This is a genomic window from Roseateles hydrophilus (assembly GCF_026712245.1).
Lineage (GTDB): Bacteria > Pseudomonadota > Gammaproteobacteria > Burkholderiales > Burkholderiaceae_C > Pelomonas > Pelomonas hydrophilus.
Genome location: NZ_JAPPUY010000001.1, coordinates 365,265 through 391,716, shown reverse-complemented (window position 1 = coordinate 391,716; position 26,452 = coordinate 365,265). Strand labels below are relative to the sequence as shown.

The following is a 26,452-nucleotide window of genomic DNA, read 5'->3' as shown; positions in this document are numbered from 1 at the left end:
CATGTTTGCCCCGTCCCAGCTCGAAGTCCGCCGATTCTTCTGCGCCACCTACCGCAAGTGGCGCGATAGCCTGCCGCTGATCCCGATGGAAGCGCTGGCGGCCGACTGGATCGCCGAGCACCCCGAGTACCACGACGAGCTCGCGGACGAAGCCGCCGCGCTGGAGAAGGTCTACACGGTGGAGGAAGGCCGTACCAACCCCTTCCTGCACCTGTCCATGCACCTGACCATCACGGAGCAGCACGCCATCGACCAGCCCTCCGGCATCCGCCAGGCCATCGACCTGCTGAGCGCCAAGCGCAACTCGCGCCATGAGGCGCACCACGTGGCGATGGACGCACTGGGCGAGATGATCTGGGCCTCGCAGCGCAGCGGCCTGCCCCCGGACGGCCACGCCTACCTGGACAAGGTGCGGCAGGCTGCGACGCGCTAGGAACGACAAAGCCACCCGAAGGTGGCTTTGCAGCGGGCGCGGAAGGCGTCAGGCGGTGTAGCTGCCACCCAGGCTGCGGCGCTCCGCCTTGCCGCCCGCGCCATACAGGCCCGTGGGCTCGCTGGGAATCAGCACGTCCAGCGCACGGTCGAGCGACGCGTTGCCGCGCGCCAGGCTCTCGCGCTGCGCGGCCAGCAAGCCGCCGGCGCGCACCAGCCGGTTGCGCAGCGCCGCCGGCACACCGCCGCTGCGTGCGGCTTCGCTGAAGCTCTGCACGGCACGGGCCAGGTGCTGGTGCAACTCGGCCGCATGCTGCTCGATGGCAGCCGCATCGCGGCGGGCCAGCGCGTCGCCCAGCTGGTTCAGCGCGGACTCGACGGCCAGCAGCGGCGCTTCCAGCTCGGCGCTGAGGGGGGTGGGCGAGGCGATGGCGGTCATGGGTTCAGTGCTTGTTGGCGCGGCTGTCCAGCAATTCTTGCGCATTCGAGACTAGTTTGTCCGCGATGGCCTGGGCATTGATCGTGAACTTGCCCTCGGTAATGGCCTGGGCGATGCGCTGCACCTTGGCGGCGTCGAAACTGCCGTCCTCGGTGCTGGTGCTGGCACTGGCGGCCAACTTGGCCGCGCTGGAGATGGCGACCTGTGTGCTGGGCGCCGGTGCGCTGGCGGCCGGGCGAGCGCCTTCCGTCGTCCCGGTGGCCTCCGGCTTGCGCGCAGCAGACCGCTGCTCGGCCTTGGCCGGAGCAACACTGCCTTCGGGGCTGTTACCGATCTTCATGGGCTTCTCCAGGTCGCGAGGCGGGCCTCGCCGCGGGGCAATACGAGTGAGTTTCCACCTGTATCGGCACTTCGCGCTGCGACTTGAGCGGGAACTGTCAGGTTTTTAGGGCCTTTTCGGGCCGTTCGTGGCGCAATGCTCACAGCGGCAACTCCACCTGGCGGTCGCCCACCGCGCGCCCGCTGGCCACCCGGCCGCTCTCAAAGCGCACCCGCACGTCCTGCCCTTCGATGCCGGCCGACAGCGCCTGCGCCTCGCTGGCCACGGCAAAGCCTGGCCCCAGCGCCAGCACCTTGACGGTCTCGCCCGCCGCAAACCACTGACGGGCCTTGAGCGTCGGGGCGCGCACCGCCTCGGCCGCAGCCAGCGGACGGGCCAGCGTGCGCCCAAGCAGCTGCGCCGGGTCGGTGAACACGGCGCCAGGCTCGGCTGCGACGTCGATATCGGCCAGCGCCAGATGTTCTTGAGTCAGCACGACACCTGCCGGCAGCGCGGCGCCGGCCACGACGGCGCGCCCATAGACGGCCACGCGAACCGGCAGCGTCACGTTCCAGCGGGCCGTGCCGTCGGTGCAGCGCAGGCCGATGCGGCTGCGCCCCCAGGCGGCCACGCCGGCCGGCAGGTAGGGCTGCACCTGCCGGCAGGGCGCCAGGCGCAGCCGGGCATCCAGCTGGCCGGTTTCCACCACCACGCGGGTGCCGGGCGGCGCCGTGGCGCGGGCGGCCGTCTCGGCCAGATGGCGCACCCGCTCGACCAGGGCCGGGTCGAGCACGGCCTGGGCCTGGGCATTCAGCCCGGCCAGCAAGAGGCACGACAGGGACGCCATGAGACGCAGCATGGCCGCCACTCTAGGCAGCGCAGCCGCCGCCACGAGGCCGGAATTGAGCGGCTTTGCCCCCGTTAATCCCGCTCATGTTTTCGGGGCCGGTTCAGACAATTTGCGCCAAGGGCCATGCCGGCCCGCCCTCGGACGAGGCTCCCGATGTTGAACCGACTGACCGACACGCTGAATTTCCAGACCCAGGCGCTCACGCTGCGGGCGGAGCGGCAGCGCCTGCTCGCCAGCAACATCGCCAACGCCGACACGCCGGGCTACCAGGCTCGAGAGATCGACTTCGCCAAGGCTTTGCGCGAAGCCACTGGGGAGATCGCCACGGCGGGCGCACTGGCCACGACGCAGCGCGGCCACATCGCGCCGCTGGCCGGCGCCCGGGGCGAGAGCGGCAAGGAGTACGCGCTGCAGTCGCAAACCAGCCTAGACAGCAACGGCGTGGACATGGACCGCGAGCGTGCCAGCTTTGCCGACAACGCCGTGAAGTACGAGGCGACGCTGCGCTTCATCAACGGCTCGGTGCGCACGACGCTGGACTCGATGAAGTCCCACACCCAAGGTTGACCGAGGAGTAGGCCGCCATGTCGATGTTCCAGATCTTCAACGTCTCCGGCAGCGCGGTCAGCGCGCAAAGCCAGCGGCTCAACGTCGTGGCCAGCAACCTGGCCAACGCCGACACCGTGGCGGGCCCGGACGGCCAGGCCTACAAGGCGCGCCAGGTGGTGTTCCAGACGGCGCTGATGGGCGCTGGCAACGACAGCGGCAGCGCCGGTGTGCGCGTGACCAACATCACCGAGGACCAGACGCCGGGCCGCCGCGTGCTGGACCCCAAGCACCCACAGGCCGACGCCGAGGGCTACGTGACCTACTCCAACGTGAACCCGGTGGAAGAGATGGTCAACATGATCTCGGCGTCGCGCTCGTACCAGAACAACATCGAAGTCATGAGCACGGCCAAGAGCCTGCTGCTCAAGACGCTGCAGCTCGGCCAGTCCTGAGCACTGAGGAATCGCCATGGACATCACCGCCCTCAACGGCAGCGGCACGCAGACCACGTCGACCTCGGCCAAGAACGCTGCCGACACGCAGGACCGCTTCCTGAAGCTGCTGGTCGCGCAGATGAACAACCAGGACCCGCTGAACCCGATGGACAACGCGCAGGTGACGAGCCAGATGGCACAGATCCAGCAGGTCACCAGCCTGTCCACGCTGGACACCAGCATCAAGAGCCTGGGCTCGCAGCTGGGCCAGATGCAGGCGCTGCAGTCCATCTCGCTGGTGGGCCGCGAGGTCAGCGTGCCCAGCGACAAGATCCAGGTGGTCAGCGGCGCGGCCGAGGGCAGCTACGAGCTGGATGGCGCGGCCAAGAACGTGAAGCTGGAGATCCTCAACGGGGCCGGCGCCGTCATCGACACGGTGCAGCTGGGCGCGCAGGGCTCGGGCCGCCAGACCTTCTCGTGGGCCGCCGGCACCAAGGTGGCCGAAGGCAGCGAGGTGAAGTACCGCATCACCGCCACCAACGGCACGGCCGCCGTGACCGCCACCACCTACGCCTACGACAAGGTCAATGCCGTCTACAGCGAGGGCGGCAGCCTCAAGCTCAACCTCGATCGCCTCGGCCCGGTGGACTACGCGTCCGTCTCGGCCGTGAACTGACCGCCCCCTTCACGCCCACCGCACGACAGCAAGGACTCCCCCATGAGCTTCCAGCAAGGCCTCTCCGGGCTCAACGCCGCCTCCAAGAACCTGGACGTCATCGGCAACAACATCGCCAACTCCGGCACCTATGGCTCCAAGGGTTCTCGCGCGGAGTTCGCCGATGTGTATGCCGCCGCGCTGAACGGCGCGGGCCAGAACCAGATCGGCATCGGCACCACGCTGTCCACGGTCGCCCAGCAGTTCACGCAGGGCAACATCTCGACCACCGAGAACCCGATGGACCTGGCCATCAACGGCGGCGGCTTCTTCCAGGTGACTGATGAGGTGAACCCGACGCGCTACACCCGCAACGGGCAGTTCAAGGTCAGCAAGGACGGCTACATCGTCAACAACGATGGCCTCAAGCTGATGGGCTATCCCGCCAATGGCGCCGGCGTCATCCAGCCGGGCACGGCCACGCCGCTGCAGCTGCCCACCGGCGGCATCCCGCCGGCGGTGACCTCCGAGGTCGACATGGAGTTCAACCTGGATTCCCGGCTGGCCATCACCGCCCCGGCCAGCGGCGCAGGCATGGACCTGACCGACAGCACCACCTACAACAACGCGACGTCGATGACGGTGTACGACGCCAAGGGCCAGGACGTCGCCATCACGTTCTACTTCCAGAAGGCGTCCACCGCCGCCGACGGCAGCGACACCTGGAACGTCTACGCAACGGCCAACGGCACACCCTTCGCCGAAACTGCCCCTGATGCGAACAACCCGAATCTGCTGACGGCGCCGTTCACCACCATCACCTTCCCGCCCACCGGCGGCTCGCCCACCAGCCCGGCGGCGCCCATCACGATGAACGTGCCGGCCGGCTTCAGCGCCCGCGGCAACGCGACGCTGGCCATCGACGGCATCCAGCTCGACCTGACCGGCGCCACCGAGAACGGCAGCAGCTTCGCCGTGACCAACCTGACGCAGGACGGCTACGCGCCGGGCCAGCTGACCGGCATCACGGTCGCCAACAACGGTGTCGTGCTGGCGCGCTATTCCAACGGCCAGAGCAAGCCGGCCGGCCAGGTGGAGCTGGCCTCCTTCCGCAACCCACAAGGCCTGCAGACCATGGGCGGCAACGTGTGGATCCGCACCGTGGACTCCGGCGACGCCGTGGTGGGCGTGCCGGGCGACGGCAACATGGGCTCGCTGCAGTCCGGCGCGCTGGAGGAGAGCAACGTGGACATCACGGCCGAGCTGGTCAACATGGTCACGGCGCAGCGCGCCTACCAGGCCAGCGCGCAGACCATCAAGACGCAGGACCAGGTTCTGCAGACCATCGTCAATCTCCGCTGAGCGCGGGCGAGGCTGAAGCATGGATCGGATGATTTACCTGTCGATGGCCGGCGCCAAAGCCGCCATGCAGCGGCAGGACGTGCTGTCGCACAACCTCGCCAACGTCACGACGAACGGCTTTCGCGCCGAGCTACAGGCGTTTCGCGCCGTGCCGGTGCGTGGCGATGGCGCGTCCACGCGCGCCTTCGCACTGGAAACCACCATCGGCTACAACGACGCCCCCGGCGCGCTGACGCCCACCGGCCGCAATCTCGACGTGGCCATGCAGGGCCGCGCCTGGCTGGCCGTGCAGGGGCTGGACGGCACCGAGGCCTACACCCGCGCCGGCTCACTGGACGTCAACGCCGAAGGCCTGCTGGTGATGCGCAACGGCCTGCAGGTGCTGGGCGATGGCGGCCCCATCAACGTGCCGCAGAACAGCGAGGTGTCCATCGGCAGCGACGGCACCATCAGCGCCAAGCAGCCCGGCCAGCGGCCCACGACCGTGGGCCGGCTCAAGCTGGTCACGCCTGAGACCACGGCCCAACTCACGCGCGGCGACGACGGCCTGTTCCGCGCCGCCGATGGCGACCTGCCCGCCGACCCCGCCGCGCGGCTGCAGGACGGTGCACTGGAAGGCTCCAACGTCAGCGCCGTCGAAACCATGGTGGCGATGATCGCCGCCGGCCGCCAGTTCGAGCAGCAGATGAAGCTGATGCAGATCGCCCAGACCCAGGGCCAGCAGTCGGCCAAACTTTTGGGGAGTACCTGACCATGATGCGCTCGCTCTGGATTGCCAAGACCGGCATGGAGGCCCAGCAGACCCAGCTGGACAACATCTCCCACAACCTCGCCAACGTCGCCACCAACGGCTACAAGCGCTCGCACGCGGTGTTCGAGGACCTGATCTACCAGAACATGCGCCAGGCCGGCGCCAACAGCACCGAGCAGACCACGCTGCCCACCGGCCTGCAGGTGGGCCTGGGCGTGCGCCCCGTGGCCACCGCCCGCATCTACACGCAGGGCAACCTGCAGCAGACCAGCAACAACCTGGATCTGGCCATCAAGGGCGATGGCTTCTTCCAGATCCAGATGCCCGACGGCACCACCGCCTACACGCGCGACGGCGCCTTCCAGCTCAATGCCAACGGCCAGATGGTCACCAGCAACGGCTACACCGTGTTGCCCGGCATCACGATCCCGCAGAACGCACAGACGCTCACCATCGGCAACGACGGCACCGTCAGCGTCACGCTGCCCGGCCAGGCCGCGCCGCAGACGGTGGGACAGCTGCAGTTGGCCAACTTCGTGAACCCCGCCGGCCTGGACCCCAAGGGGCAGAACCTGTTCACCGAGACCGCCTCCAGTGGCACGCCCAACACCGGCGCCCCCAACAACAACGGCCTGGGCGCGCTGCAGCAGGGTTTCGTCGAGACGTCCAACGTCAACGTCGTCGAGGAGCTGGTGCAGATGATCCAGACGCAACGCGCCTATGAGCTGAACTCCAAGGCCGTGCAGACCTCGGACCAGATGCTGCAGAAGCTTGCGCAGATTTGAGGCCATCGCCATGAAGCACGCCGTCACCCCGCTGCTCCTCGCCGCCGCCCTGCTCACCGGCTGCGCCACGCCCTACCCCACGCCGCAGGTGGAGCTCAGCCACACGCCGGTCGTCAACCTGCCGCACCTGCCGCAGCCGGCCGCCGCCAACGGCGCCATCTACCAGGCCGCCGCCTACCGGCCACTGTTCGAGGACCACCGCGCGCGGCTGGTGGGCGACACGCTGACCATCAACATCACCGAGCGCGTGTCGGCCTCGCAGACCAGCACCAGCGAGCTCAGCAAGAGCGGCACGTTGGCGGCCGGCGTCACCGCGCTGCCGCTGGTGGCCGGCAACTCCTTCGGCCGCGCCTCGGCCGAGGCCACCTCGGCCAACGACAACAAGGGCAAGGGCAGCAACCAGAACACCAATGAATTCACCGGTGCCATCACGGCCATCGTGACCGGCGTGCTGCCCAACGGCCACCTGATGATCAGCGGCGAGAAGCAGATCGGCGTCAACCGCAATGTGGACGTGCTGCGCTTCTCCGGCCAGGTGGACCCGCGCTCCATCGGACAGGGGAACGCCGTGTCGTCCACGGCCGTGGCCAACGTGCGCATCGAGCAGCGCGGCCGCGGCGCGACGGCCGACGCCCATGCCATCGGCTGGCTGTCGCGCTTCTTCCTGAACATTGCGCCGAGCTGACAGCCCGCGCGGCAAGCCTGGCCTGCGCTCGGCGCACCGGGTCAGCGTGGCACGACGTTGCCGGGCACGATGCGTGGCACGACGCTGAACACGTTGGGGTCGCGCGCGTCGACAAACACCTCCACCCAGTGGACGTTGGGCGAGCCGAAGTTTTCCACCCGCGTGAGGTTCTCCAGCGACACACCGGCGTTCACCAGCGGCTTGTCGACCCGGAAGTAGTGGCTGTCGCCATGAGCCAGCAGCACCGGCTTGCCGAAGGCGATGCTGCGCGCCGTGATCTTGGCGATCACCTCATCGAAGCCCAGCCGCGCGCTGCTGCCCGCCGCCGCCTCGAGTGCCGGGTTGGCCTGCATGGCGATCATCACACCAGCACTCTGCGACGCCGACGCCCGGTTGAACACCTCGTCGATCCAGGCCAGGCTGGCCGCCAAGCGGGCGTTGAATTCTGCCTGGCGCTCGCCCGGGCGGTCGCCGCCGGGCAACTGGTTCCAGGGCGCCAGGTTGTTGGCGCTGCCCACCACATGCACGGTAGCCATGGTGGCGCCGGCGAACTGCCACAGGGTGTTCTCGACGTAGGGGCTGTGGGCCGCATGACCCGGGGCCGCCGCCTGCGACAGCAGGCTGATCGGCTGCTTGCCTGTGCTGCGGCCGATGGCGGGGTAGAAGATCTCGCGGAACTTGGCCAGCCGCTCGGTGGGCAGGTAGCCGCCATTGTTCGTGCGATGACAGTCGGTCCAGTCGTTGTCGCCGGGCGTCACGATGAAGGCGTCGTCGAACTTCTGGTACTGGTTGAAGCGCTTGATGAAAACGGCATCGTCACAACGCTCACTCCCCTGCTTCACATCGCCGGTGTGCAGCACGAAGCGCACATTGCGGGAGGCGTTGATGTCGGCGATGACGCGGTCGAACTTCGGCTCTTCGCTCACGCCATAAGGCACATCACCCAGCAGCGCAAAGGACACGCCGGCGCGGAAGTACGGGGCTGCCGCAGGGGCTTGGGCGGGGCTGTGGGCGCTCAGCGCCAGCAGGGCAACGGCCAGGGCCGCGCGCAGGGCTTGGGGTTTCAGCATGGTCTGCACTCCTTGGTTGGTTGACAGAGGGCGAGCCGTGGTCAGCGACGGCGGCGCGCCACAGCGCCCACCACGCCCAGGCCAGCCAGCAGCAGGGCCAGGCTGTGCGGCTCCGGCACGGCGGTGACCGTCAGGGAGCCCTGCAGCAGCGCGCTGGACTCAGCGCTGTTGGGCAGGCCAAGAACACCTGGCGCCACGTCCAGCACATTCGCGTAGCTCAGCGAAAACGACAGCGTCTGCCCGACCGCGCTGCTGAAGCTGAGGTCCAGCGTGTCACGGCCGTTCAGCGTCAGGCCGTTGTAGCTGGCCAGCGGCGTGTTCGCGGCATCCAGCACGAGCAGGTTGAAGGTGGGCGTGTCGGTCGACCCCGCCACCGTCGCAGAGAACAGCGACTCGGCGCTCAGTTGCAGCCGCACCGTGACGGCGGTGCCGACGGCCTCGCCGTCGGACGCCACCAGCAGGTCGGCGCTCAGGCCGATGTCAGCGGATTCGGTGAGGCCGCCCAGGTCCAGCGGGCCGTAGACGTTCAGCGCCGAGCTGCCCGTGGCCTGGAAACGCGTGACCGCGCCGCTCGCGTCCAGTGTGGCCATGCGGAACCATTCGTTGCTGATGCCCGCACCGTTGACCGGGGCGGGCGACCCGGCAAAGTTGCCGGCACCAAAGGCCAGCACCTCGGTCAGCCCCGACAAGTCGTCCGCGTTGCCGGTGAAGACGATGCTCTCGCCGGCCTGGGTGCTCACCACGGTCTGGTTGCTGCCTGAGGTCGACGCGCTGAGCAGTTGCAGGTTCGCGGCCTGCGCGCCGGCGGCGGACAGAGCCAGCAGGGCAGCGCCCAGCAGAGGCTTGAGGATGTGCATGGAAGAGCTCCGGAATTGAGAGAAACGCGGGGGGTCAGTTGGTGCGGGTGATGCGGTTCATCGGGCCCGGGGCGACGCCGCTGGGGTTGGCCTGCAGGTACTTCTCGAAGGCGTCCGTGTCCACCTCGCCGCCCAGGCGCTGGCTGCCTTGGGTCAACACGGCGAAGGCGTCCCCGCCATCGGCCAGGAAGCTGTTGACGGTGATGCGGTAGCTGGCCAGCGGGTCGACCGGCATGCCGTTGATCGCAATGTTGCTGACCTTGGCGCCACAGGCGGCACTGGCGCTCCAGCTGTAGCTGAAGCCGGCCGAGACCTGCAGGATGCGGTCGAAGCCAGTCTGGCCGAGGCAGTTGGCGAACTGGCTCTCCAGCAGCGTCTTGATCTGAGCGCCTGAGACCGTCATGGTCACCAGACTGTTGCCGAAGGGCTGGACGGTGAAGGCGTTGCCGTAGGTCACCAGCCCGCCCGCGTTGAACGGCAGGTCGGCGCGGATGCCGCCCGGGTTCATGAACGCCACCACGGCCTGGCCGGTGCTGGCCGAGCGCGTTGCAGCCAGCTGGGCATCGGCAATGACATCACCGAGGGCCGATTCGCCGGCCGCGTTGCTGCTGCGGCTGATGGCCGCCGTGATCTTGCCGATCACGCGAGACGCCGGGCCCACCGACAGGTTGCTGTAGTGGGCCACCAGGTCGGTCAACGCGGGATCCTCGGCGGTGCTGGTGGTGCCCGTGTTCAGGATGGTGGCGCTGGTGCTCACCACGTCCTTGGTGCTGGTGTTGAGGGTGAGATCGATGTCACCCAGGTTGCGCGCGTACTGGCCCGAGGACGTCACCCGAACGAGGCTGCCGTCGCGCTTGGCGACCATGCAGTTGTAGGCCTGGTGCGTGTGGCCGGAGATGACCAGATCAACCCGCGGGTCCAGGCGGTTGACGATGCCGACGATGGCCCCCGAGATGCTGGGGCAGCCACCGGTGCCGTTGACGGCCGATCCGCCCTCGTGGATCAGCACCACGACGCTCTTGATGCCCTCGGCCTCCAGCTGCGGGATCAGCGCGTTGACGGTGTCCGCCTCGTCCGCAAAGCTCAGGCCGGCCACACCGGCAGGGGACACGATGCTGGGCGTGCCCTCCAGCGTCATGCCGACGAACGCCACCTTGGTGCCGAGAAAGTCCTTCACGCCGTACGCCGGGAACAGCGTCCGGCCCGTGGCGGCATCGGTCACATTGGCGGCGAGAAAGTCGAACTTGGCGCCCGCAAACTGACCATCGGCGCGCTTGTCCACCGGCAGGCCCAGGCCAGAGTACGGATCGCTGGGGTGATTGCCGCCGTGCTTCATGCGCAGCAGCTCGGCGCGCCCCTCATCGAACTCGTGGTTGCCGACCGCATTGAAATCGATGCCGATGCGGTTCATCGCCTCGATGGTGGGCTCGTCCTTGAACAGCGCCGAGGTCAGCGGGCTGGCACCGATCAGGTCACCGGCGGAGACCACCGCGTGCAGTGGGTTGGCCGCCTTCAGCGCCTTGATGCGCGTGGCCAGGCGCGCCACGCCGGGGTTGCTGCTGCTGCCCTCGAAGGGCTTGATGTTGCCGTGGAAGTCGTTGATGGCGATCAGCTTGACGGTCAGCTGCGCCCCGATATTGCTGCTGCGCGCCGCGGTGAGCAGGCGCACTCGTTCGGCCGCGCTCAACGCGCCCTGCTGCTGCAGCGCCAGCGTCACGCTGGACACATGGGCCAGGAAGGCTGCCTGGCTGCCCCAGGCCTGCTCATCGGCGATGCGACCATCCACCGTGCTGCAATCGGCCAGCACGCGGTCAGGCACGGTGGTGGCGGTGTTGCCGAGCGTGACCGTGCCGCTGCCGCCGCCAGGCACGCAAGCCGCTGACGCTCCCAGCGAGAGCAGGCTGGCAGCAGCCAGGGCGGTCAATTTCAAGGCCATCGTGGTCATGGGGGCGTGCTCCGTCGGAGAGGCAATGGGGCGCGGACTTCGAAGGGCCGGGTGGCCCTGACGCAAGTCCGGAGAGGCGCTGCCATCGTCGCGGCGCGGCGTGACTGGCTGAAGGCGGCATCCCGCCGCACCGTGGCTCTTTCAGCTCAGGCCGCCGCCTTGCATCCCCGCGCGAGCGCCAAAAGGCGCGTCAACGCTCCCGCGCCGCGCGCAGGCGCAGCCGGTGACTCACCGGGGGTGCCCGCTCAGCCTGCGCGCTGCGCCAAGTAATCCACCGCCAGGTGCGCCAGCGCCCGCACGCCCACCTCCAGCCCGCGCTCATCGACGATGAAGCGCGGCGAGTGGTTGGCGTGCGCCTGGCGCGGGTCGATCTCCGGGGGCGTGACGCCGACGAAGAAGAACAGCCCCGGGATCAGCCGCTGGAAGAAGGAGAAGTCCTCCGCCCCCGTCACCTTGGGCACCAGCTCGATACCCATGGGCCGCGGGCCGCTGTGGGCCACGCGCGTGAGCGTGGGCAGCATGGCCTCGGTCAGCGCCGGGTCGTTGCGCGTGACGGGGTAGTTCTTGGTGATGCACACCTGACAACTCGCCCGCGACGCCGCCGCGATGCCCTCGGCCAGCTCCGTGACGCGCGCGTGGATATCGTCCCGCATGCCCTCGTCGAAGCTGCGGATGGTGCCGCGCATCTCCACCGTCTCCGGGATGATGTTCTCGCGCACACCGCCATTGATGGCGCCGATGGTCACCACCGCCGGCTCGCGGTTGAGGTCCAGCGTGCGGCTGACGACGGTCTGCAGGCCCAGCACAATCTGCGCCGACGTGACGATGGGGTCCACCCCCAGCCAGGGCGCCGCCCCGTGCGTCTGCTTGCCCTGCACGGTGATCTTGAGCTTGTCGGAGCTGGCCATCGTGGGCCCTGGCCGGTAACCAATGACGCCGGCCGGCTGCCGGGACGTCACGTGCAGGCCGAAGATGGCGCTCGGCGTGGGCTTCTCCAGCGCGCCCTCCTGGATCATCAGCGCCGCCCCGCCCTCCTCGCCCTCCGGCGGCATCTCCTCGGCGGGCTGGAAGATGAACTTCACGCTGCCGGCGATCTGCTCGCGCAGCCCCGCCAGGATGCTGGCCACGCCCATCAGGATGGCCACGTGGCAGTCATGCCCGCAGGCATGCATGACGCCCACCTCCTCGCCGTTCCACACCGCACGCGCCTTGGACGCGAATGGCAGGTCCACCGCCTCGGTGACGGGCAGGCCGTCCATGTCGGCCCGCAGTGCCACCACCCCGCCGGGCAGGCCGCCCTTGAGCAGCCCGACCACGCCCGTGTGCGCCACGCCCGTACGCACCTCGTCAAAGCCCAGGCTGCGCAGGTGCTCGGCCACCAGCGCCGCCGTGCGGAACTCGCGGTTGCCCAGCTCGGGGTGCTGGTGCAAGTCACGGCGCCAGGCGATCACCTGGTCTTGCAGGGCCGCAGCGGCGGCATCGATGGCGGTGGTCAGGGACATCTGCGAGCCTCCGAGGCGGATGAGGGCAGTATGGCCTCAGAGCCCGTTGCGAGCGGCCCACCGCCGCACTGACGCCGCGCCCAGCACGGCGGCGAGTGCCAGTTCCACGGCGAGCCAGCCGGCCCCGCGCACCAGCGGCAGGCCGATGGCGGCTGCAGCCGTCGTGAGCATGAACACAGCGCCGAACATCAGGACAACGGCGAGCAACAAGCCGACAAAGTCGTTGCGCCGCGCGCGCACCCAGGCCACCAGCGTGAAGGCCAGGCACAGGTCGCCCAACACCGTGGCCCCGGTGCCCAGCACGGCCCAGCGCCCCTGGACGGACGTACTGAACGCCGCCACGCCCACCAACACCGCCAGCGCCAACAGGCCGCCGGCCAGGCTGCGCAGCACCATGCGCCGGGCCCACTGCAGCGGCGTGAGCCCACCGGGCGCCAGCCGGCGCCGCCAGTGCGCGGCCGGATGGACCAGCGCGCAACCAGCCAGCCCCGTCAGCATGGCCATCCAGCCGGCGTAGGTCGCCAGGCCGACACCCTGCACCTGGCTCTCCCAAGCCTGGTGCCGCCACGCCGTCACAGCCAAAACCCAAAGTAGAAACAGGACCAACCGGCGCCAAGCAGGCATCTCGGAAAAACGCCCGCCCTGGCCCTGCGCCTCCTCGCCATCGAAAGGCAAGGGCTGCCAGACCTGCGCCGGCTGGAATGCGGCCTTGGCCGCACCGGTCGCCGGCACACCGGCCCAGCGCTGGCGGTGCTGCACCAGCCGCTGCCTCAGCACCCACCAGCCCAGCGACAGCAGCAGCAAGGTCAGCATCGACAACGCCGGCCAGGCCAGCAGCCACTCCCGCAAAGCCCGCTGCGCGCTCAAGGCCAGCACCAGCGCGACCCAGCCGAGCAGCACCCAGCGGCCCGCCCTGCCACGCCAGGCCAGCCCGCACCAGCCGCCCAGCGCCTGCGCCGCCAGCAGCAAGGCCAGCACGGCCAGCAGCATCTGCGGCATGCGGGCGAGCGAATACGACGTGGACACCTCGGCATGGAAGGCCAGTGCCAGCGGACCGCACACGCCGAGGCCAGCGCTGACGGCCAACTGCCGCCACAGCCGTTGCCGCACATGCACCACTGCGCGCGTTGGCGCCACGCGGCCCTGCCAGTTCGCGGTCCACATCGTCGCCGCGGACGTCAACATGGCGGCAGCCAGCGCCAGCAGCGTGGCCTGCAGCCCGACGAAGGCGCTCAACACCGTCTGATGAACACCGGAAGCCATCAAGGCCGTGCCCAGGGCCAGCAGGCTGATGAGGCCCGGCCCGAGCAGGCCGATGGCGGTGGGGCCGTCCTCGAAGAACAGGCCGCGTCTCAGGGTCAGGGACGGCACCATAGGTTCAGGCCACCTGGTTGAGATCGCGCCGGCCCCATGCGCGCACGGCCGCCAGTGTCATCGGCACGGTCAGCGCAAGTTGCAGCGCCAGCCACAGGGCGCCGCGCTGCGGCGTGACGCCCAGCCAGAGCAGGCCATACAGCAGCAGCGCCGGCAGCACCGGCACCGCCAGCACTGCGAGGCTGCGCGCCCACACCGTGGAGCGCCGGCCCAGCTGCCAGCGCAGAAAGCTGCTGCCAAGCAGCGCGTCGCCCATCAGCGACAGCCAGGTGCCGGCACTCAAGTGCGCACTGCCGCTGGCACGGAACAGCACGACCAATGCCAGCGCCACCGTGAACAGCACCAGCGTGGCTGCCATGGAGCCCAGCACCATGCGCCGTGCCCAGCGCTGCGGGCTCATGCCGCCCGGCGCCAGCCGCAGGCGCCAGTGCAGCGGCGGCGCCACGTAGCAACTGGCTGCGGCAGTGGTGATCAGCAGCATGCACCCGCCGTAGATGGCGCCACCGTAAGCGCCGTCAAATGCATGACCCCAGCTGAACCAGCGCAGGCGCTCGGCCTGACCCATCAGCTGCGGCAGCCACAGCAGCGGCAGCAACATCATCCAGAAGCGATATCCGTGGCTGCCCTGACGCACCGGCGCTATCGACTCCGGGCCGATGCTCATGCGCCAGCCCTGGTAGGCCGTGGTTCGGCGCAGCCAGGCGATGGGCCGGGGCCATGGCAGCTGCGGCGCCAGCGCGGCAAGCGCCCGAGGCGAACTCAACCAGCGCCACAGCAGCGCAGCAGTAGCAGCCACAGGGGCCAGCTCCCAGCCGCTGCCGAGCGCGCCTTCATGCGGCAACGCCCCCAACAGCCCGAGCAGCAACAACCCCGCCGGCGCCAGCAGCACGCGCGGCGCACGACCATGCCAGCTCAGCGCGACGGCCAGGCCGATGAACAGACATGCGACGAGCACCGTCAACGCGCTGAACACCGCCGCCCAGCCGTCGCCCCGCCAGGCCAGCACGAGGGCCAGGGCCAACGGCCCGGCTGCCGCGATGGCGCCCATGCGCCAGACATCGCCCAGCAGGCCGACGCGCACACGGTCGCGCGCCGCCAGCGGTGCAGCCCGGCTCTCCCAGTGGGACAGGCAATCGTGCGCCGCCACGGCCAGCAGGCCCGCACCCAGGGCCAGCAGCGTGCCCTGCACGATCAGTAGCGGCAGCAGCATGCTCGCGGCGCCGTGGAATTGCAGCGCCAGCGAGGCCGGCAGCAACGCCACGGCACTGACTAGGCCGGGCAGCAGGCGGGTCAGCAGCGGCAGCCCGAAGGCCTGCGGTTCGCCGCCTGGCGTGGTGGTGGCAAGGGCGATCATGTGTTCAACACCTCCAACAGATCTTCCATGCCCAGGCCGGCCAGCCCCGCAGCCTGCGGATGCTGCCGCACATCCACCAGCAACTGCCCGCCCTGCGCCGCGCTCCAGTGCAGGCCGGCGGAGTCGGGCTCGCGCGCCGGGATGCAGCGCAGATGCTCGACGGCCTCGTCCCACTCGATGAACAGCTGCACCCGCCCTTCGCGCAGAAACAGCACATGGCTGACGACCCGCTCCAGGTCGCTCAGCAGATGGCTGGACACCAGCACCGTGCGCGGCGCAGGCTTGCGGCGCAGCGCGAACAGCGCGCGCATGAAATCACGGCGCGAGATCGGGTCCAGGCTGGCCACCGGCTCATCCAGGAACAGCAGGTCCGGGTCATGCGCCAGCGCCAGCACGACGGCCAGCTTCTGCTGGTCGCCCAGCGACAGCGCATCGGCCCGCCGGCCCAGCGGCAGGTCCAGCCGCACCGCCAGCGCCAGCGCGTCGGGCAGGTGCACGCCGGGGTAGACAGCGGCCATCTCCGCCAGGTGCTCGTGGCCCGTCAGGCGCGGGAACAGGTCGGGCGTCTGGGCGGCGTAGCCCAGGCGCTCGCGCACCGCGTCGGTCAGCGCCAGGCTGGGCTCCCCCAGCAAGCGGGACTCGCCTTCATCGGGTGTCTGCAAGCCCAGCAGGCAACGCATCAATGTGCTCTTGCCAGCGCCGTTGCGCCCCACCACGCCAACCACCGCGCCTTCGGGCACCGACAGGTCCAGCGGACCGAGCAGCCGCGGGCGTGCCGCGCTCCAGCCGTCGTCCTTTGCGCGCACGCCGAGTTGCCGCGCGTCGATTGAGAAAGTCATGCGTTGTCCTGGTCGTTGGAGTGGAAAGCCTGCGCCAGCGCGTCCAGCGCCTGGTCGGGCGTGATGCCCAGTTGCCGGGCCTGCCGCGCCAGCGCCAGCAGGGCAGGCTGCAACAGGGCCATGCGGTCGTCACCCGCAGGCCGCACCCCCTCGGCCACCACCATGCCCACGCCGCGGCGCCGCGCCAGCAGGCCCTCGGCCTCCAGCAGGCTGTAGGCCTTGCTGACGGTCATCGGGTTGATGGCATGGCGCTCAGCCACGGCGCGCACGCTGGGCAGGTCATCGCCCGGCTTGAGCTGGCCGCCCGCCACCAGCCGCTGCACCTGCTCCACCACCTGGCGATAGATGGGCGTGGCCAGCTGGGGCTGGATGTCGAAACTGAACGGGGCGTCCGGCATGCGTATTAGTGTATTACTTAAACAATACACAACACAAGACACCCGGGCCGCGCTGGCCGGCGCGAAATTGGCGGGCGTCAGCAGCCTTATTCAACGGCTTCGCGGGCTCAAGCCTGCTCAGAATTCGCCGAGTGAAGACCCTGAACATCCTCCTCGTCTGCCTCAGCCTCGTGCTGACGCCCTTCTCGCATGCCGCGCGCATCAAGGAGGTGGCGTCGGTGGCCGGGGTGCGCTCCAACCCGTTGACGGGCTATGGGCTGGTGGTGGGGCTGGACGGCACGGGCGACCAGACCACGCAGGCGCCGTTCACGGGCCAGAGCCTGACGGCCATGCTGCAGCAGTTCGGTGTGCTGCTGCCCCAGGGCGTGACCATGCAGCCGCGCAACATCGCCGCCGTGCTGGTGACCACGTCGCTGCCGGCGTTCGCACAGCCAGGCCAGCCGCTGGACATCAATGTCTCCTCCATCGGCAACGCCAAGAGCCTGCGCGGCGGCACGCTGATCGCCACGCCACTGCGCGGTGCGGACGGTCAGGTCTACGCCATTGCCCAGGGCAACCTGGTGGTGGGCGGCGCGGGTGCATCGGCGGGCGGCTCCAAGGTGCAGATCAACCACCTCAGCGCCGGCCGCATCCCGGGCGGTGCGCTGGTGGAGCGCTCGGTGCCCTCGCCGCTGTCCCAGGGCGACTACATCCAGTTCGACCTCAACAGCAGCGACTTCGCCACCGCCCGTGCCGTGGCCCAGGCCATCAACAAGCTCAAGGGCGCCGGCGTGGCGCAGGCGCTGGACGGCCGCGTCGTGCGCGTGAAGGCGCCCACCGCGCCGGACGAGCGCGTGGCCTTTCTGGCCGATGTGGAGAACCTGCCGGTGGACACGGCGCCGGCCGCCGCTCGCGTGGTGATCAACGCCCGCACCGGCTCCATCGTCATGAACCAGGCCGTCACGCTGTCAGCTTGCGCCGTTGCGCACGGCAGCCTGTCGGTCACCATCAGCTCCACACCCGTCATCAGCCAACCCAACGCCTTGTCGGGCGGGCAGACCGTGGTGGCCGAGAAGGCCGACATCGCCATCCGCCAGGAACCCGGCAGCCTGATCCAGCTGCCCGCCAGTGCGCGGCTGTCGGACGTCGTCAAAGCACTGAGCGCGCTGGGCGCGACCCCGCAGGATCTGGTCGCCATCCTGCAGGCCATGAAGAGCGCAGGCGCCCTCAATGCGGAGCTCGAGGTGATCTGATGGCTTCTCCGTCGTTCCAGTCCATCGCCGGCCAGGGTCTGGACGGCCTCAACAGCCTGAAGGCCCAGGCCTCGCGCGACCCCAAGGCCAGCATCCGCGAGACCGCGCGGCAGTTCGAGTCGCTGTTCATGCAGGAGGTGATGAAAAGCATGCGTGCCTCCACGCTGGCCAGCGGCATGCTGGACAACAGCGCCACGCAGCTGGGCACCGAGATGCTGGACACGCAGTTCGCCGGCAAGATGAGCGGCCTGCCGGGCGGGCTGTCCGACGCCATCACCCGCCAGCTGCAGCGCCAGATGGGCGTGCAAGACCTCAGCCCCGAGGCCGTGCGCCGCGCCAGCCAGACGACGCTGGCCCAGGCGCTGCCTGCGCTGGCCACCAAGGGCATTCCCAATCACGTGCAGAGCTTCATCCAGCAGCACGACGCCTCGGCCCGCGCCGCCTCGGCCGCCACGGGCATCCCGGCCAGCTTCATGGTGGCGCAGGCGGCCCACGAGAGCGGCTGGGGCCGGCGCGAGATCACCGGCGCCGACGGCAGCAAGAGCCACAACATCTTCGGCATCAAGGCAACGCCAGGCTGGACGGGCAAGACCGTGGACGTGAAGACCACCGAGGTCATCAACGGCCAGGCCGTCAAGGTGACGGCCAAGTTCCGCGCCTACGGCAGCTACGACGAGGCCTTCAAGGACTACGCCCGCCTGCTCAGCAGCAACGACCGCTACGCCAAGGTGGTGGCGCAGGCACAGAACGGCAATGCCGCCGGCTTTGCCCGCGGCCTGCAGCAGGCCGGCTACGCGACCGACCCGGCTTACGCCGAGAAGATCGCCCGCACCATCCAGACCACCCAACGCGTGCAGAGCACCCTCGCCTAAGGACTAGCACGACATGGCAGGCCTGCTCACCCTCGGCGCCCGCGCGATGTTCGCCAACCAGGCGGCATTGCAGACGGTCGGCCAGAACATCGCCAACGCGAACACGGCGGGCTACTCGCGCCAGTCGGTGGTGTTGACGACATCGGAAGGCCAGTACACCGGCGCCGGCTTCTTCGGCCGCGGCGTGGACATCGACACCGTCGAGCGCGCCCACAACCAGTTCCTGACCCGCGAGGCCGCCAGCGCCAAAGCCACCGCCTCTGCCGACGCGACCCGTGCCGAGCAGCTGTCGCGCATGGAGAAGGTGTTCCCCCCCGGCACCGAAGGCCTGGGCTACGCGGCCAGCCAGTTCCTCAACGCCATGGTGGACGTGGCCAGCCGCCCCAGCGACCCCTCGGCCCGCCAGGTCGCGCTGGGACGGGCCAGCGAGCTGGCCACGCGCTTCTCCAACGCCGGCCAGCAGCTGACGGACCTGCAGGCCGGTGTCGTCAGCGACCTGCGCGCCTCGGTCACGGTGGTCAACGGCCTGGCGCAGCAAATCGCGGCGGTCAACGACCAGATCGCCAAGCTCAAGGGCGTGGGCCACGAGCCCAACGACCTGCTGGACAAGCGCGACCAGCTGGTGTCGCAGATCAGCGAGTACATGGCCGTCAGCACGCTGCCCGCCGATGACGGCACGCTGGGCGTCTTCATCGGCGGTGGCCAGCGGCTGGTGCTGGGCAGCCAGGCGGCGACGCTGCAGATCACCGGCGACAGCTACGACACGTCCCGCGCGCAGATCTCGCTGAAGGAAGGCAACATCGCCCGCCCGCTGGACGAGAGCGTGCTGACTGGCGGCTCCATGACGGCGCTGCTGGCCTTCCAGAACCGCGACCTGCAGGACGCGCGCAACCTGCTGGGCCAGCTGGCGGCCACGATAGGCACGCGCATCAATGCACAGAACGCGCTCGGGCTGGACCTGTCCAACCCGCCGGGCGCCGGTGCCGCGATCTTCAAGGTCGCCGACCCGCGCGTGCTGCCCGCCGCCTCCAACGCGCGCGACGCGAACGGCGCCTTCTTCAGCGGCGTGCAGGCCAGCATCGTCAATGCCGGGCAGCTGCAGGCCAGCAGCTACAAGCTCACGTCCAGCACGCCGGGTGTGTACGAGCTGACGCGGCTGTCCGACGGCCTGAAGCGCACCGTCAACGATGGCGACACCATCGACGGCTTCCAGCTGACCTTCACGCCCGGCGCGCCCTCGCCCGGCGAGAGCTTCCTGATCGAGCCGGTCGGCGAGGCCGCTGTCGAGATGCGCCGCGTGCTGGACAGCCCCAACGGCATTGCGGCCGCCTCGCCGCTGACCGCGTCGACCTCCGTCAACAACAAGGGCACGCTGACCGTGGACAGCATCTACGCCGTCAACGGCAACTTCGACGCCAGCCGCGCCCCCATGACGGTGGTCTTCGGCGGTGCCGACCCGGCGGACGCGAGCGCCGTCACCTACACGCTCACGCTGGCCGACGGCAGCGTGCTCAACGGCAGCTGGAAGTCCGGCCAACCCATCGGCACGCCGCCCAGCCTGCCCGCCGACCTCGGCTTCGAGCTGCGCACCAACGGCGTCCCCCGCGAGTTCGACACGCTCAGCATCGCGCCCACGGTCTACACGTCCACCAACAACGGCAACGCCAAGGCCTTCCTGAACATCCAGTCCGAGGCCTACATCGGGCGCCAGCTGCTGCCCGACGGCAGCATCACCGCCGGCAGCACCATCAACGACGCCTACGCCGCCGCGATGAGCGAGGTCGGCGCCCGTGTGCAGAGCGCCACCTACCTGTCAGGTGTGTCCACCAGCGTGGCCACGGACGCCGAGACCACGCGCGCCGGCCAGGCCGGCGTCAACCTCGACGAGGAGGCCGCGCGGCTGATGCAGTTCCAACAGGGCTACCAGGCCGCCGCCAAGGTGCTGCAGACGGCCCAGGCGCTGTTTGACGAGCTGATGCGCGTCGCCCAACGATGACTAGGAGCCCGTCATGAGAATCGCCACTGCCAACTTCTTTGATGGCTCCATCGCCAACCTGCAGCGCCGCCAGAACGCGCTGCAGGACCAGCAACAGCAGCTCACCTCCGGCAAGCGCATCGCGCTGGCCAGCGACGACCCCACCGGCGCCGCCCGCGCCGAACGGGCCTTGGCCTCCATCGGCCGCGTGGAAGCCAACCAGCGCGCGCTGGAGGCCAGCCGCAACAGCATGACACTGGCCGAGTCCGCCATGGGCGACGCCAACGAACTGCTGCAGCAGGCGCGCGAGACCCTGGTTGCAGCCGGCAACGCCAGCTACTCCGACGCCGAGCGCGAAGGCCTGGCCAACAAACTGCAGGGCCTGCGCGACCAGCTGCTCACCATCGCCAACCGTGGCGACGGCAGCGGCGGCTACATCTTCTCGGGCCAGGGCTCGGCCAGCCCACCCTTCCTGGACCAGCCCGGCGGCGTGTCCTACGTGGGCGTGGCCGGCACCGTGCAGACCGGCAACATCGACAACTTCCAGCTCAGCGTCGACGGCCGCGGCGCCTGGGAGCAGGCCGCCAGCGGCAACGGCAGCTTCGAGACCGCGCCCCGCGCCATCGTCACCGACCCCGCCACCGGCGCCGCGCGTGTGCAGCTCATCGACCCCGGCGCCACTGCAGCCAATGGCGGCGTGCCCGTGCCGTTGGTCAACGGCATCACCGGCGCGGCGGCGTCGGGCTGGATCGACATCGGCCGCGTTGTCGACCCGTCCCTGCTGACCGGCCACAACTACCGCGTCGACATCGCCGGCAACTCGCCCAGCCAGACCTACACGCTGGTCGACCAGGACCTGGGCAGCGTCGTCGCCAGTGGCGCCTTCAAGCCCGGCCAGGCCATCGTCGCGGACGGCATGGCGCTGACCATCACCGGTACGCCGGTCGATGGCGACGCCTTCGCCGTCGCCGGCTCACGCAACGGGCTGAAGCTGTTCGACGCCATCGACAAGGCCATCATCGACCTCAAGACCACCCTCCGCACCCCCGTGCAGATCACCCAGGCCAATGCCGCCGCCCTGCGCGACGTTGACGCGGTGATGGCCAACCTGCAGAGCGTGCGCAGCCAGGTCGGCGAGCGGTTGAACAACCTGGACGGCACCGAAGGCCGGCTCGCCGCGCTGAAGCAATACAGCAGCGAGGAGCGCAGCGCCGCCGAAGACCTGGACATGGTGCAGGGCATCTCCGAGTTCCAGAACCAGCAGACCGGCTACGACACGGCGCTCAAGACCTACGCGATGGTGCAGCGCATGTCGCTGTTCCAATACCTGACCTGACACCCAGGCGCACAGAAGGCGCCCAGCGCCAGCGCTGCGCCCAGCCGCCAGCGGCGCGGATCGTGAAGCCGTCACACGCGGCCGCCATGCGGGGCGGCATGGCGTGGCAGACTGCCGCATCCCCGCAGTCCCCGCGCCACCATGCCCGACAACACCCCCGCCGCTCTTGACCACGCCCTCCTGCCGGGCGTCGCACTGGGTTACTCACCGGTCATCGACCGCCAGCGCGCCATCGCCGGCACGCGGCTGACGCTGGTGCCGCTGCGGCCCGATGCGAAGGTGGACCACGCAGAGCTGCTGGCGGCCCTGGCGGCCGCGTTTCCAGCCGGCGGCCTTGTGATCAGCCCGCAGGGCGAGGCACTGCTGGGCGCGCTGCTGCAACAGCCCCCGACCCAGCCCGCACAGATCGAGGTGCCCGCTTTCATCGCCGCCGATGAGGCCCACGCGCCGGCCATCGCGGCCCTCAAGGGCGCCGGCCACAGCGGCCTGCTCAAGGGCCTGCCCAGCGCAGCCCTGCCCGCGCCGGTGGCCGCCGCGTTCAAGGGCATCGTGCTCGAACCCGGCCAGGCGGCGCCGGCCGGCACGTCGTTGGTGTGCGCCGGTGTGCGCGGTGCACTGGCCGTGGACGCAGCCTTCGAGGCCGGCGCGCAGCATGTCATCGGCTGGCCGATGGACGGCAACTACGAGGCCGAGCCCGGCGCCAAGACCGAGGTGGCCGCCGACCTGCAGGTCATCGTCGAGCTGATGTCGCGCGTGGACGAGGGCGAGGACGTCGAGCGCCTGGAGCAAACCCTCAAGCGCGACCCGAGCCTGGCCTTCAAGCTGCTGCGCTACATGAACTCGGCCGCCTTCGGCCTGCCGGTGGAGGTGTCCAGCTTCCGCCACGCCATCATGCTGCTGGGCTATGCCCGCCTGAAGCGCTGGCTGGCCCTGCTGCTGACGACGGCCAGCAAGGATCACAGCATGCGGCCCATCATGTATGGCGCCGTGCGCCGCGGCCTCATCATGGAAGAGCTGGCCGCCGGCATGGACGACCGCGAGCAGCGCGACGAGATGTTCATCTGCGGGCTGTTCTCGCTGCTGGACCACATGCTCAAGGCGCCGTTCGACAAGCTGCTGCAGAGCATCCCGGTGCCCGAGCGCGTGCGCCAGGCGCTGGTGGACGAGACCGGCCCCTTCATGCCCTACCTGGAGCTGGTGCGGGCCATCGAGGCGGAAAGCGTGTTCGACTACCGCGAGCGCATCGACGCGCTGATGATCGGCGCCGGCGAGGTCAACGCCTGCGTGCTGCGCGCGCTGCACAAGGCCGCCCAGCTCGAATGACCGGCTCGCCTGCGCGCCGCGCGGCCCGCCACCGCGGCTGACCCATGCTCGGCCAAGCCCCTTCCGCGGCATTGCTGGAACTCCTCAGCGACCCGGTGCTGACGCTGCGCGCCGACCTGTCCACGCTGCGCGCCAACCCTGCGGCGCGCGACTGGCTGGGTGGCGACGCAAGCGAGGGCTGGCGATTGCTGCGCCAGGCCGCGGGCAGCCGCCTGGAAACCTGGCTGCGCGAGGCCACCCGCGCCATCGACGCCGGCCGCACGCCGCCCCCTGCGCCGCCCCTGAAGCTCGCCGGAGGCCAGCGCGCCGTGCTGCACCTGCTGCGCGACCGGCCCAACTGGCTGCTGCACGCCCGCCTCAGCGCGGCTGACGGTGACGAGCCGCCGCTGGCCGAGTGGCTGGCGCTGTCACCCCAACCCGCCGCGCTGGCCGACGCCGGCAACGGCGCGCTGCTGCGCCGCAGCGGCGCCTTCGACGTGCTGTGCCCCGGCGCACCCCGCCACCTCAACGAGCTGCCCGACCTGCTGCAAGCCCTGCTCGGCTGGAGCCAGGACGCCGTGCTGCCCGCGCTGGCCGCGCAACGGCCGCAGGACCCGCCGCTGCTGACCGAGGCCGAGTTCGTCGACGCGCAAGGCCGGCACCGCTGGCTGCAGGCCCGGCTGCGCCTGTGGCGCCAGCCCGGCCGCACGCTGCTGCTGGCGCTGCTGGAGGACCACAGCGTCCAGCACGAACGCGATCTCGCCCACCAGCAGCTGGACGCGCTGATGGACACCGCTGCCGTCGGCCTAGCCACGTTCCAGCCTGAGGCCGGCTGGCTCAAGGCCCACCGCAAGGGCTCGCCGTTCAAGGCTGGCGCCAAACAGCCGGCGGCCTCGCTGCAGGGCATCAGCCGCGAGCTGGTCGAGCCGGCCTCGCTGCCCGAGTTCGAGCGCCTGCAGCGGGCGCTCAAGAAGGGCGACGCCATTGAAGTGCGCTACGCCGTGCGCCACCCCGAGCTGGGCAGGCGCTGGCTGCTGACGCGCGTCGCGCCAGGCGTGCTGGCCGGCGGGCGGCGCTCCACATCGGTCGTCACGCTGGACGTCACGGCCCAGGCCCAAGCCGAGAACGCACTGCTGCTGCGTGCCGAAAGCGAGCGCACGGTGCTGGACTCCGTGCTGGTGGGCATCGTCACCGTGGGACACGACGGCATCGAGTGGATGAACCGGTCCGCGCGGCGCATGTTCAGTTGCGAGCTGGAGGACGTGCTGGGCCAGCCCATGGGCGTGCTGGCGCCGGACGACGAGGGCCACGTGTTCCATGGCGAGCCGGGCAGCGAGGTCTTCGAGTGCCGCCTGCGCGGCCGCGACGGGCGCGAGTTCTGGGTCATCGGCAACGCCGTGCAGACACCGCGCGAGGACGGCGGAATGCGCCTGACCTACGCGCTGCTGGATATCGACCGGCGCCGCCAGGCCGAGGCGCAGAGCCGGCTGGCCCAGGCCTCGCTGGCCCGCATCATCGAGGGCGCGCCGTTGGCCATCACGCTGCACGAGGCGCAGAGCCTGCGGATCGTCAAGCTCAACCAGGCCGCGGCCACGCTGGCCGGGCGCCCGGAAGCTGGCCTGCTCGGCGGCACACCGGCTCAGCTGTTCGGCGACGAACTGGGCGCTCGCGTGGCCGCCGACATGCGCGAGGCGCTGGCCTCGCAGGCCGTCGTGCAGCGTGAGTACGCCGTCACGCAGGGCGCGCTCAGCCGCGTCTGGGACACGCGGTTGCTGCACCTGGCCGGCAGCGAGGACACGCCCGAGCTGCTGCTGCTCGTCGCCAGCGACGTGACCGAACAACGCGCCGCCGAACAGGCCCGGCTGCAGGCCGCGATCGCCCAGCGCGAGCTGCTGGTGCGCGAGGTGCACCACCGCATCAAGAACAACCTGCAGGGCGTCGCCGGCCTGCTGCAACAGATCGCCCAGCGCCGCCCGGAAGTGGCACCCGTGCTGAAGGAGGCCGTGGGCCAGGTGCAGGCCATCGCGCAGGTCTACGGGCTGCAGGTGGGCGCCAGCGGGCCGCTGCTGCTCAAGCGCGTGTTCGACGCCATCGTCGGCTCGGTGCAGCGCACGCAGGGCCGCATCATCACGACCGCGGCCGAGGGCGGCGCGCTGCTGGACGACTGGTGTCTGCCGGAGGCCGAAGCCATTCCCATCGCGCTCAGCCTCAACGAGCTGCTGGGCAACGCGCTGCGCCACAGCGACGGCGCCCAGGTGCGCTGCCAGCTCATCTGCGACGCCTGCGGCGTGACCGTCGAGATCGCCAACCCGGGCCAGCTGCCGGACGGCTTCCTGCTGCAGAACGTGCGCAGCGGCGTGTCGGGCCTGGGCCTGGTGCGCGCGCTGCTGCCGCGGCGCAGCGCCATCCTGAGCTTGGAACAGCAAGGCGGCGACGTCGTCTGCCGCCTGGAGCTGATCCCGCCCAGCGTGGTTCACAATCCGGCCACAAAACCAAGTTCTGGGTAGAGGGGCGCGGTGAGCAAGGGCAAGATCCTGGTCGTCGATGACGACCGACTGGTGTTGGCGACGTTGAGCTACGGGCTGACACAGGCGGGCTTCGAGGTCATCGACGCCGACAACGGCGACGACGCCATCCTGCTCGCCCGCGAACACCGGCCCGAGCTGGCGCTGCTGGACATCCGCATGGAGGGGCTCACGGGCTTCGACGTGGCGGCCTATCTTCGCGAATACCTGCAGACGCCGTTCATGTTCCTGTCCGCCTTTGCCGACGACGCCACCGTCGCCAAGGTCAAGGAGCTGGGCGCGGTGGCCTACCTCATCAAGCCGCTGGACATCTCGCAGATCGTGCCGGCCGTGGAGGCCGCGTTCGCCCGCACCAGCGCGGCCCCGGCCGCAGCGGCACCCACGCTGCCGGCCGCCCCACTGCGGCAGCCACCGTCCGAGCTGCCGCTGACGCTGGACCCCACGGCGCTGGCCGTGGGCGTGCTGATGCACCGCTACTCGCTGCCGCGTGACGAGGCCCTGGCCCGGCTGATGAGCCTGGCCGCCGCCGACGACCACAGCCTGCCCGAGCAGGCGCGGCGCATCGTCGACGCGGTGGAACTGCTGGCCCGCCCCGGGCAGAAGCTCTGAG

The 26,452-nt window shown here is 70.1% G+C and carries 26 protein-coding genes; 15 read left to right on the top strand and 11 right to left on the bottom strand.

Translation table 11 applies throughout. From position 1 onward, the window contains the following. Position 1 precedes the first annotated feature (1 nt). Positions 2 to 433, top strand: a complete 432-nt coding sequence (locus NYO99_RS01740; protein WP_268165379.1) for a DUF1841 family protein — start codon at positions 2 to 4, stop codon at positions 431 to 433. A 48-nt stretch (positions 434 to 481) separates the two neighbouring features. On the opposite strand, the gene NYO99_RS01735 is transcribed toward NYO99_RS01740, so the two are convergent. The 3 genes from NYO99_RS01735 to flgA all read right to left on the bottom strand — a co-directional run bounded on the left by NYO99_RS01735 (position 482) and on the right by flgA (position 2,049). Then, entirely contained in the window at positions 482 to 871 is a 390-nt protein-coding gene (locus NYO99_RS01735; RefSeq protein WP_268165378.1) for a hypothetical protein, read from the bottom strand. 4 nt (positions 872 to 875) lie between these two features. Then, complete coding sequence (gene flgM, locus NYO99_RS01730; protein ID WP_268165377.1) at positions 876 to 1,211, bottom strand: flagellar biosynthesis anti-sigma factor FlgM; 336 nt, start codon at positions 1,209 to 1,211, stop codon at positions 876 to 878. 139 nt (positions 1,212 to 1,350) lie between these two features. Then, a complete protein-coding gene (gene flgA / locus NYO99_RS01725) occupies positions 1,351 to 2,049 on the bottom strand; it encodes a flagellar basal body P-ring formation chaperone FlgA (RefSeq protein WP_268165376.1) in 699 nt (232 codons plus the stop codon). A 144-nt stretch (positions 2,050 to 2,193) separates the two neighbouring features. Here flgA and flgB point away from each other — a divergent pair, with 144 nt between their 5' ends. Genes flgB through NYO99_RS01690 form a run of 7 tightly spaced genes read left to right on the top strand, consistent with a single transcriptional unit; the run spans position 2,194 to position 7,261 of the window. Then, positions 2,194 to 2,607: a flagellar basal body rod protein FlgB gene (gene flgB, locus NYO99_RS01720; RefSeq protein WP_268165375.1), complete on the top strand. Its 414-nt coding sequence runs from the start codon at positions 2,194 to 2,196 to the stop codon at positions 2,605 to 2,607. Positions 2,608 to 2,624: 17 nt separating this feature from the next. After that, positions 2,625 to 3,041, top strand: a complete 417-nt coding sequence (gene flgC / locus NYO99_RS01715) for a flagellar basal body rod protein FlgC (protein WP_268165374.1) — start codon at positions 2,625 to 2,627, stop codon at positions 3,039 to 3,041. Positions 3,042 to 3,057: 16 nt separating this feature from the next. After that, on the top strand, positions 3,058 to 3,699 hold the full coding sequence (locus NYO99_RS01710; protein WP_268165373.1) for a flagellar hook assembly protein FlgD: 642 nt from the start codon (positions 3,058 to 3,060) through the stop codon (positions 3,697 to 3,699). A 42-nt stretch (positions 3,700 to 3,741) separates the two neighbouring features. Next, positions 3,742 to 5,040, top strand: coding sequence for a flagellar hook protein FlgE (gene flgE, locus NYO99_RS01705; protein ID WP_268165372.1), 1,299 nt, complete (start codon positions 3,742 to 3,744; stop codon positions 5,038 to 5,040). Positions 5,041 to 5,059: 19 nt separating this feature from the next. Continuing rightward, complete coding sequence (gene flgF, locus NYO99_RS01700; RefSeq protein ID WP_268165371.1) at positions 5,060 to 5,791, top strand: flagellar basal-body rod protein FlgF; 732 nt, start codon at positions 5,060 to 5,062, stop codon at positions 5,789 to 5,791. Positions 5,792 to 5,793: 2 nt separating this feature from the next. Beyond that, positions 5,794 to 6,576 carry a flagellar basal-body rod protein FlgG gene (flgG, locus tag NYO99_RS01695; protein WP_268165370.1) on the top strand — a complete coding sequence of 261 codons (783 nt, stop codon included), beginning with the start codon at positions 5,794 to 5,796 and terminating at the stop codon, positions 6,574 to 6,576. A gap of 10 nt (positions 6,577 to 6,586) precedes the next feature. Then, entirely contained in the window at positions 6,587 to 7,261 is a 675-nt protein-coding gene (locus NYO99_RS01690; RefSeq protein ID WP_268165369.1) for a flagellar basal body L-ring protein FlgH, read from the top strand. 41 nt (positions 7,262 to 7,302) lie between these two features. Here NYO99_RS01690 and NYO99_RS01685 read toward each other — a convergent pair whose 3' ends face one another. The 8 genes from NYO99_RS01685 to NYO99_RS01650 form a co-directional block, all read right to left on the bottom strand. After that, a complete protein-coding gene (locus tag NYO99_RS01685) occupies positions 7,303 to 8,331 on the bottom strand; it encodes a hypothetical protein (protein ID WP_268165368.1) in 1,029 nt (342 codons plus the stop codon). 41 nt (positions 8,332 to 8,372) lie between these two features. Further along, a complete protein-coding gene (locus tag NYO99_RS01680; RefSeq protein WP_268165367.1) occupies positions 8,373 to 9,188 on the bottom strand; it encodes a PEP-CTERM sorting domain-containing protein in 816 nt (271 codons plus the stop codon). Between the two features lie 34 nt (positions 9,189 to 9,222). Beyond that, positions 9,223 to 11,118 carry a bifunctional metallophosphatase/5'-nucleotidase gene (locus NYO99_RS01675; protein WP_268165366.1) on the bottom strand — a complete coding sequence of 632 codons (1,896 nt, stop codon included), beginning with the start codon at positions 11,116 to 11,118 and terminating at the stop codon, positions 9,223 to 9,225. Between the two features lie 260 nt (positions 11,119 to 11,378). After that, positions 11,379 to 12,635 carry an amidohydrolase gene (locus tag NYO99_RS01670; protein ID WP_268165365.1) on the bottom strand — a complete coding sequence of 419 codons (1,257 nt, stop codon included), beginning with the start codon at positions 12,633 to 12,635 and terminating at the stop codon, positions 11,379 to 11,381. Positions 12,636 to 12,671: 36 nt separating this feature from the next. Further along, on the bottom strand, positions 12,672 to 14,006 hold the full coding sequence (locus tag NYO99_RS01665) for a hypothetical protein (RefSeq protein WP_268165364.1): 1,335 nt from the start codon (positions 14,004 to 14,006) through the stop codon (positions 12,672 to 12,674). Positions 14,007 to 14,013: 7 nt separating this feature from the next. Next, the gene (locus NYO99_RS01660; protein WP_268165363.1) at positions 14,014 to 15,363 is read right to left on the bottom strand and encodes a hypothetical protein; all 1,350 of its coding nucleotides are present in this window, start codon (positions 15,361 to 15,363) and stop codon (positions 14,014 to 14,016) included. Next, on the bottom strand, positions 15,360 to 16,202 hold the full coding sequence (locus tag NYO99_RS01655) for an ABC transporter ATP-binding protein (RefSeq protein WP_268165362.1): 843 nt from the start codon (positions 16,200 to 16,202) through the stop codon (positions 15,360 to 15,362). Before NYO99_RS01655 ends, NYO99_RS01660 begins: the two co-directional genes overlap by 4 nt. Beyond that, a complete protein-coding gene (locus NYO99_RS01650) occupies positions 16,199 to 16,600 on the bottom strand; it encodes a GntR family transcriptional regulator (RefSeq protein ID WP_268165361.1) in 402 nt (133 codons plus the stop codon). The genes NYO99_RS01655 and NYO99_RS01650 overlap by 4 nt, the downstream gene beginning before the upstream one ends. Positions 16,601 to 16,731: 131 nt before the next feature. Here NYO99_RS01650 and NYO99_RS01645 point away from each other — a divergent pair, with 131 nt between their 5' ends. The 7 genes from NYO99_RS01645 (at position 16,732) to NYO99_RS01615 (ending at position 26,451) form a co-directional block, all read left to right on the top strand. After that, positions 16,732 to 17,832, top strand: a complete 1,101-nt coding sequence (locus NYO99_RS01645) for a flagellar basal body P-ring protein FlgI (protein WP_268165360.1) — start codon at positions 16,732 to 16,734, stop codon at positions 17,830 to 17,832. Next, positions 17,832 to 18,704 carry a flagellar assembly peptidoglycan hydrolase FlgJ gene (gene flgJ, locus NYO99_RS01640; RefSeq protein WP_268165359.1) on the top strand — a complete coding sequence of 291 codons (873 nt, stop codon included), beginning with the start codon at positions 17,832 to 17,834 and terminating at the stop codon, positions 18,702 to 18,704. The genes NYO99_RS01645 and flgJ overlap by 1 nt, the downstream gene beginning before the upstream one ends. A gap of 13 nt (positions 18,705 to 18,717) precedes the next feature. Then, positions 18,718 to 20,700 (top strand): flagellar hook-associated protein FlgK, encoded by a 1,983-nt coding sequence (gene flgK / locus NYO99_RS01635; protein ID WP_268165358.1) that lies wholly within the window; start codon positions 18,718 to 18,720, stop codon positions 20,698 to 20,700. 13 nt (positions 20,701 to 20,713) lie between these two features. Then, entirely contained in the window at positions 20,714 to 22,015 is a 1,302-nt protein-coding gene (flgL, locus tag NYO99_RS01630) for a flagellar hook-associated protein FlgL (RefSeq protein WP_268165357.1), read from the top strand. 141 nt (positions 22,016 to 22,156) lie between these two features. Beyond that, on the top strand, positions 22,157 to 23,338 hold the full coding sequence (locus tag NYO99_RS01625; protein WP_268165356.1) for an EAL and HDOD domain-containing protein: 1,182 nt from the start codon (positions 22,157 to 22,159) through the stop codon (positions 23,336 to 23,338). Positions 23,339 to 23,382: 44 nt separating this feature from the next. Further along, on the top strand, positions 23,383 to 25,824 hold the full coding sequence (locus tag NYO99_RS01620) for a PAS domain-containing sensor histidine kinase (protein ID WP_268165355.1): 2,442 nt from the start codon (positions 23,383 to 23,385) through the stop codon (positions 25,822 to 25,824). 9 nt (positions 25,825 to 25,833) lie between these two features. Beyond that, positions 25,834 to 26,451 (top strand): response regulator, encoded by a 618-nt coding sequence (locus tag NYO99_RS01615; RefSeq protein ID WP_268165354.1) that lies wholly within the window; start codon positions 25,834 to 25,836, stop codon positions 26,449 to 26,451. Position 26,452 lies beyond the last annotated feature (1 nt).

Excerpts from the sequence above, each read along its gene's own strand:
- NYO99_RS01690 (WP_268165369.1), top strand. The coding sequence starts at position 6,587 with ATGAAGCACGCCGTCACCCCGCTGCTCCTCGCCGCCGCCCTGCTCACC.
- NYO99_RS01660 (WP_268165363.1), bottom strand. The coding sequence starts at position 15,363 with ATGATCGCCCTTGCCACCACCACGCCAGGCGGCGAACCGCAGGCCTTC.
- flgJ (WP_268165359.1), top strand. The coding sequence starts at position 17,832 with ATGGCTTCTCCGTCGTTCCAGTCCATCGCCGGCCAGGGTCTGGACGGC.
- NYO99_RS01625 (WP_268165356.1), top strand. The coding sequence starts at position 22,157 with ATGCCCGACAACACCCCCGCCGCTCTTGACCACGCCCTCCTGCCGGGC.
- NYO99_RS01740 (WP_268165379.1), top strand. The coding sequence starts at position 2 with ATGTTTGCCCCGTCCCAGCTCGAAGTCCGCCGATTCTTCTGCGCCACC.
- flgL (WP_268165357.1), top strand. The coding sequence starts at position 20,714 with ATGAGAATCGCCACTGCCAACTTCTTTGATGGCTCCATCGCCAACCTG.
- NYO99_RS01650 (WP_268165361.1), bottom strand. The coding sequence starts at position 16,600 with ATGCCGGACGCCCCGTTCAGTTTCGACATCCAGCCCCAGCTGGCCACG.
- NYO99_RS01620 (WP_268165355.1), top strand. The coding sequence starts at position 23,383 with ATGCTCGGCCAAGCCCCTTCCGCGGCATTGCTGGAACTCCTCAGCGAC.
- flgK (WP_268165358.1), top strand. The coding sequence starts at position 18,718 with ATGGCAGGCCTGCTCACCCTCGGCGCCCGCGCGATGTTCGCCAACCAG.
- flgE (WP_268165372.1), top strand. The coding sequence starts at position 3,742 with ATGAGCTTCCAGCAAGGCCTCTCCGGGCTCAACGCCGCCTCCAAGAAC.
- NYO99_RS01685 (WP_268165368.1), bottom strand. The coding sequence starts at position 8,331 with ATGCTGAAACCCCAAGCCCTGCGCGCGGCCCTGGCCGTTGCCCTGCTG.
- NYO99_RS01670 (WP_268165365.1), bottom strand. The coding sequence starts at position 12,635 with ATGTCCCTGACCACCGCCATCGATGCCGCCGCTGCGGCCCTGCAAGAC.
- flgG (WP_268165370.1), top strand. The coding sequence starts at position 5,794 with ATGATGCGCTCGCTCTGGATTGCCAAGACCGGCATGGAGGCCCAGCAG.
- NYO99_RS01710 (WP_268165373.1), top strand. The coding sequence starts at position 3,058 with ATGGACATCACCGCCCTCAACGGCAGCGGCACGCAGACCACGTCGACC.
- flgF (WP_268165371.1), top strand. The coding sequence starts at position 5,060 with ATGGATCGGATGATTTACCTGTCGATGGCCGGCGCCAAAGCCGCCATG.
- flgM (WP_268165377.1), bottom strand. The coding sequence starts at position 1,211 with ATGAAGATCGGTAACAGCCCCGAAGGCAGTGTTGCTCCGGCCAAGGCC.
- NYO99_RS01655 (WP_268165362.1), bottom strand. The coding sequence starts at position 16,202 with ATGACTTTCTCAATCGACGCGCGGCAACTCGGCGTGCGCGCAAAGGAC.
- flgA (WP_268165376.1), bottom strand. The coding sequence starts at position 2,049 with ATGCTGCGTCTCATGGCGTCCCTGTCGTGCCTCTTGCTGGCCGGGCTG.
- flgB (WP_268165375.1), top strand. The coding sequence starts at position 2,194 with ATGTTGAACCGACTGACCGACACGCTGAATTTCCAGACCCAGGCGCTC.
- flgC (WP_268165374.1), top strand. The coding sequence starts at position 2,625 with ATGTCGATGTTCCAGATCTTCAACGTCTCCGGCAGCGCGGTCAGCGCG.
- NYO99_RS01735 (WP_268165378.1), bottom strand. The coding sequence starts at position 871 with ATGACCGCCATCGCCTCGCCCACCCCCCTCAGCGCCGAGCTGGAAGCG.
- NYO99_RS01680 (WP_268165367.1), bottom strand. The coding sequence starts at position 9,188 with ATGCACATCCTCAAGCCTCTGCTGGGCGCTGCCCTGCTGGCTCTGTCC.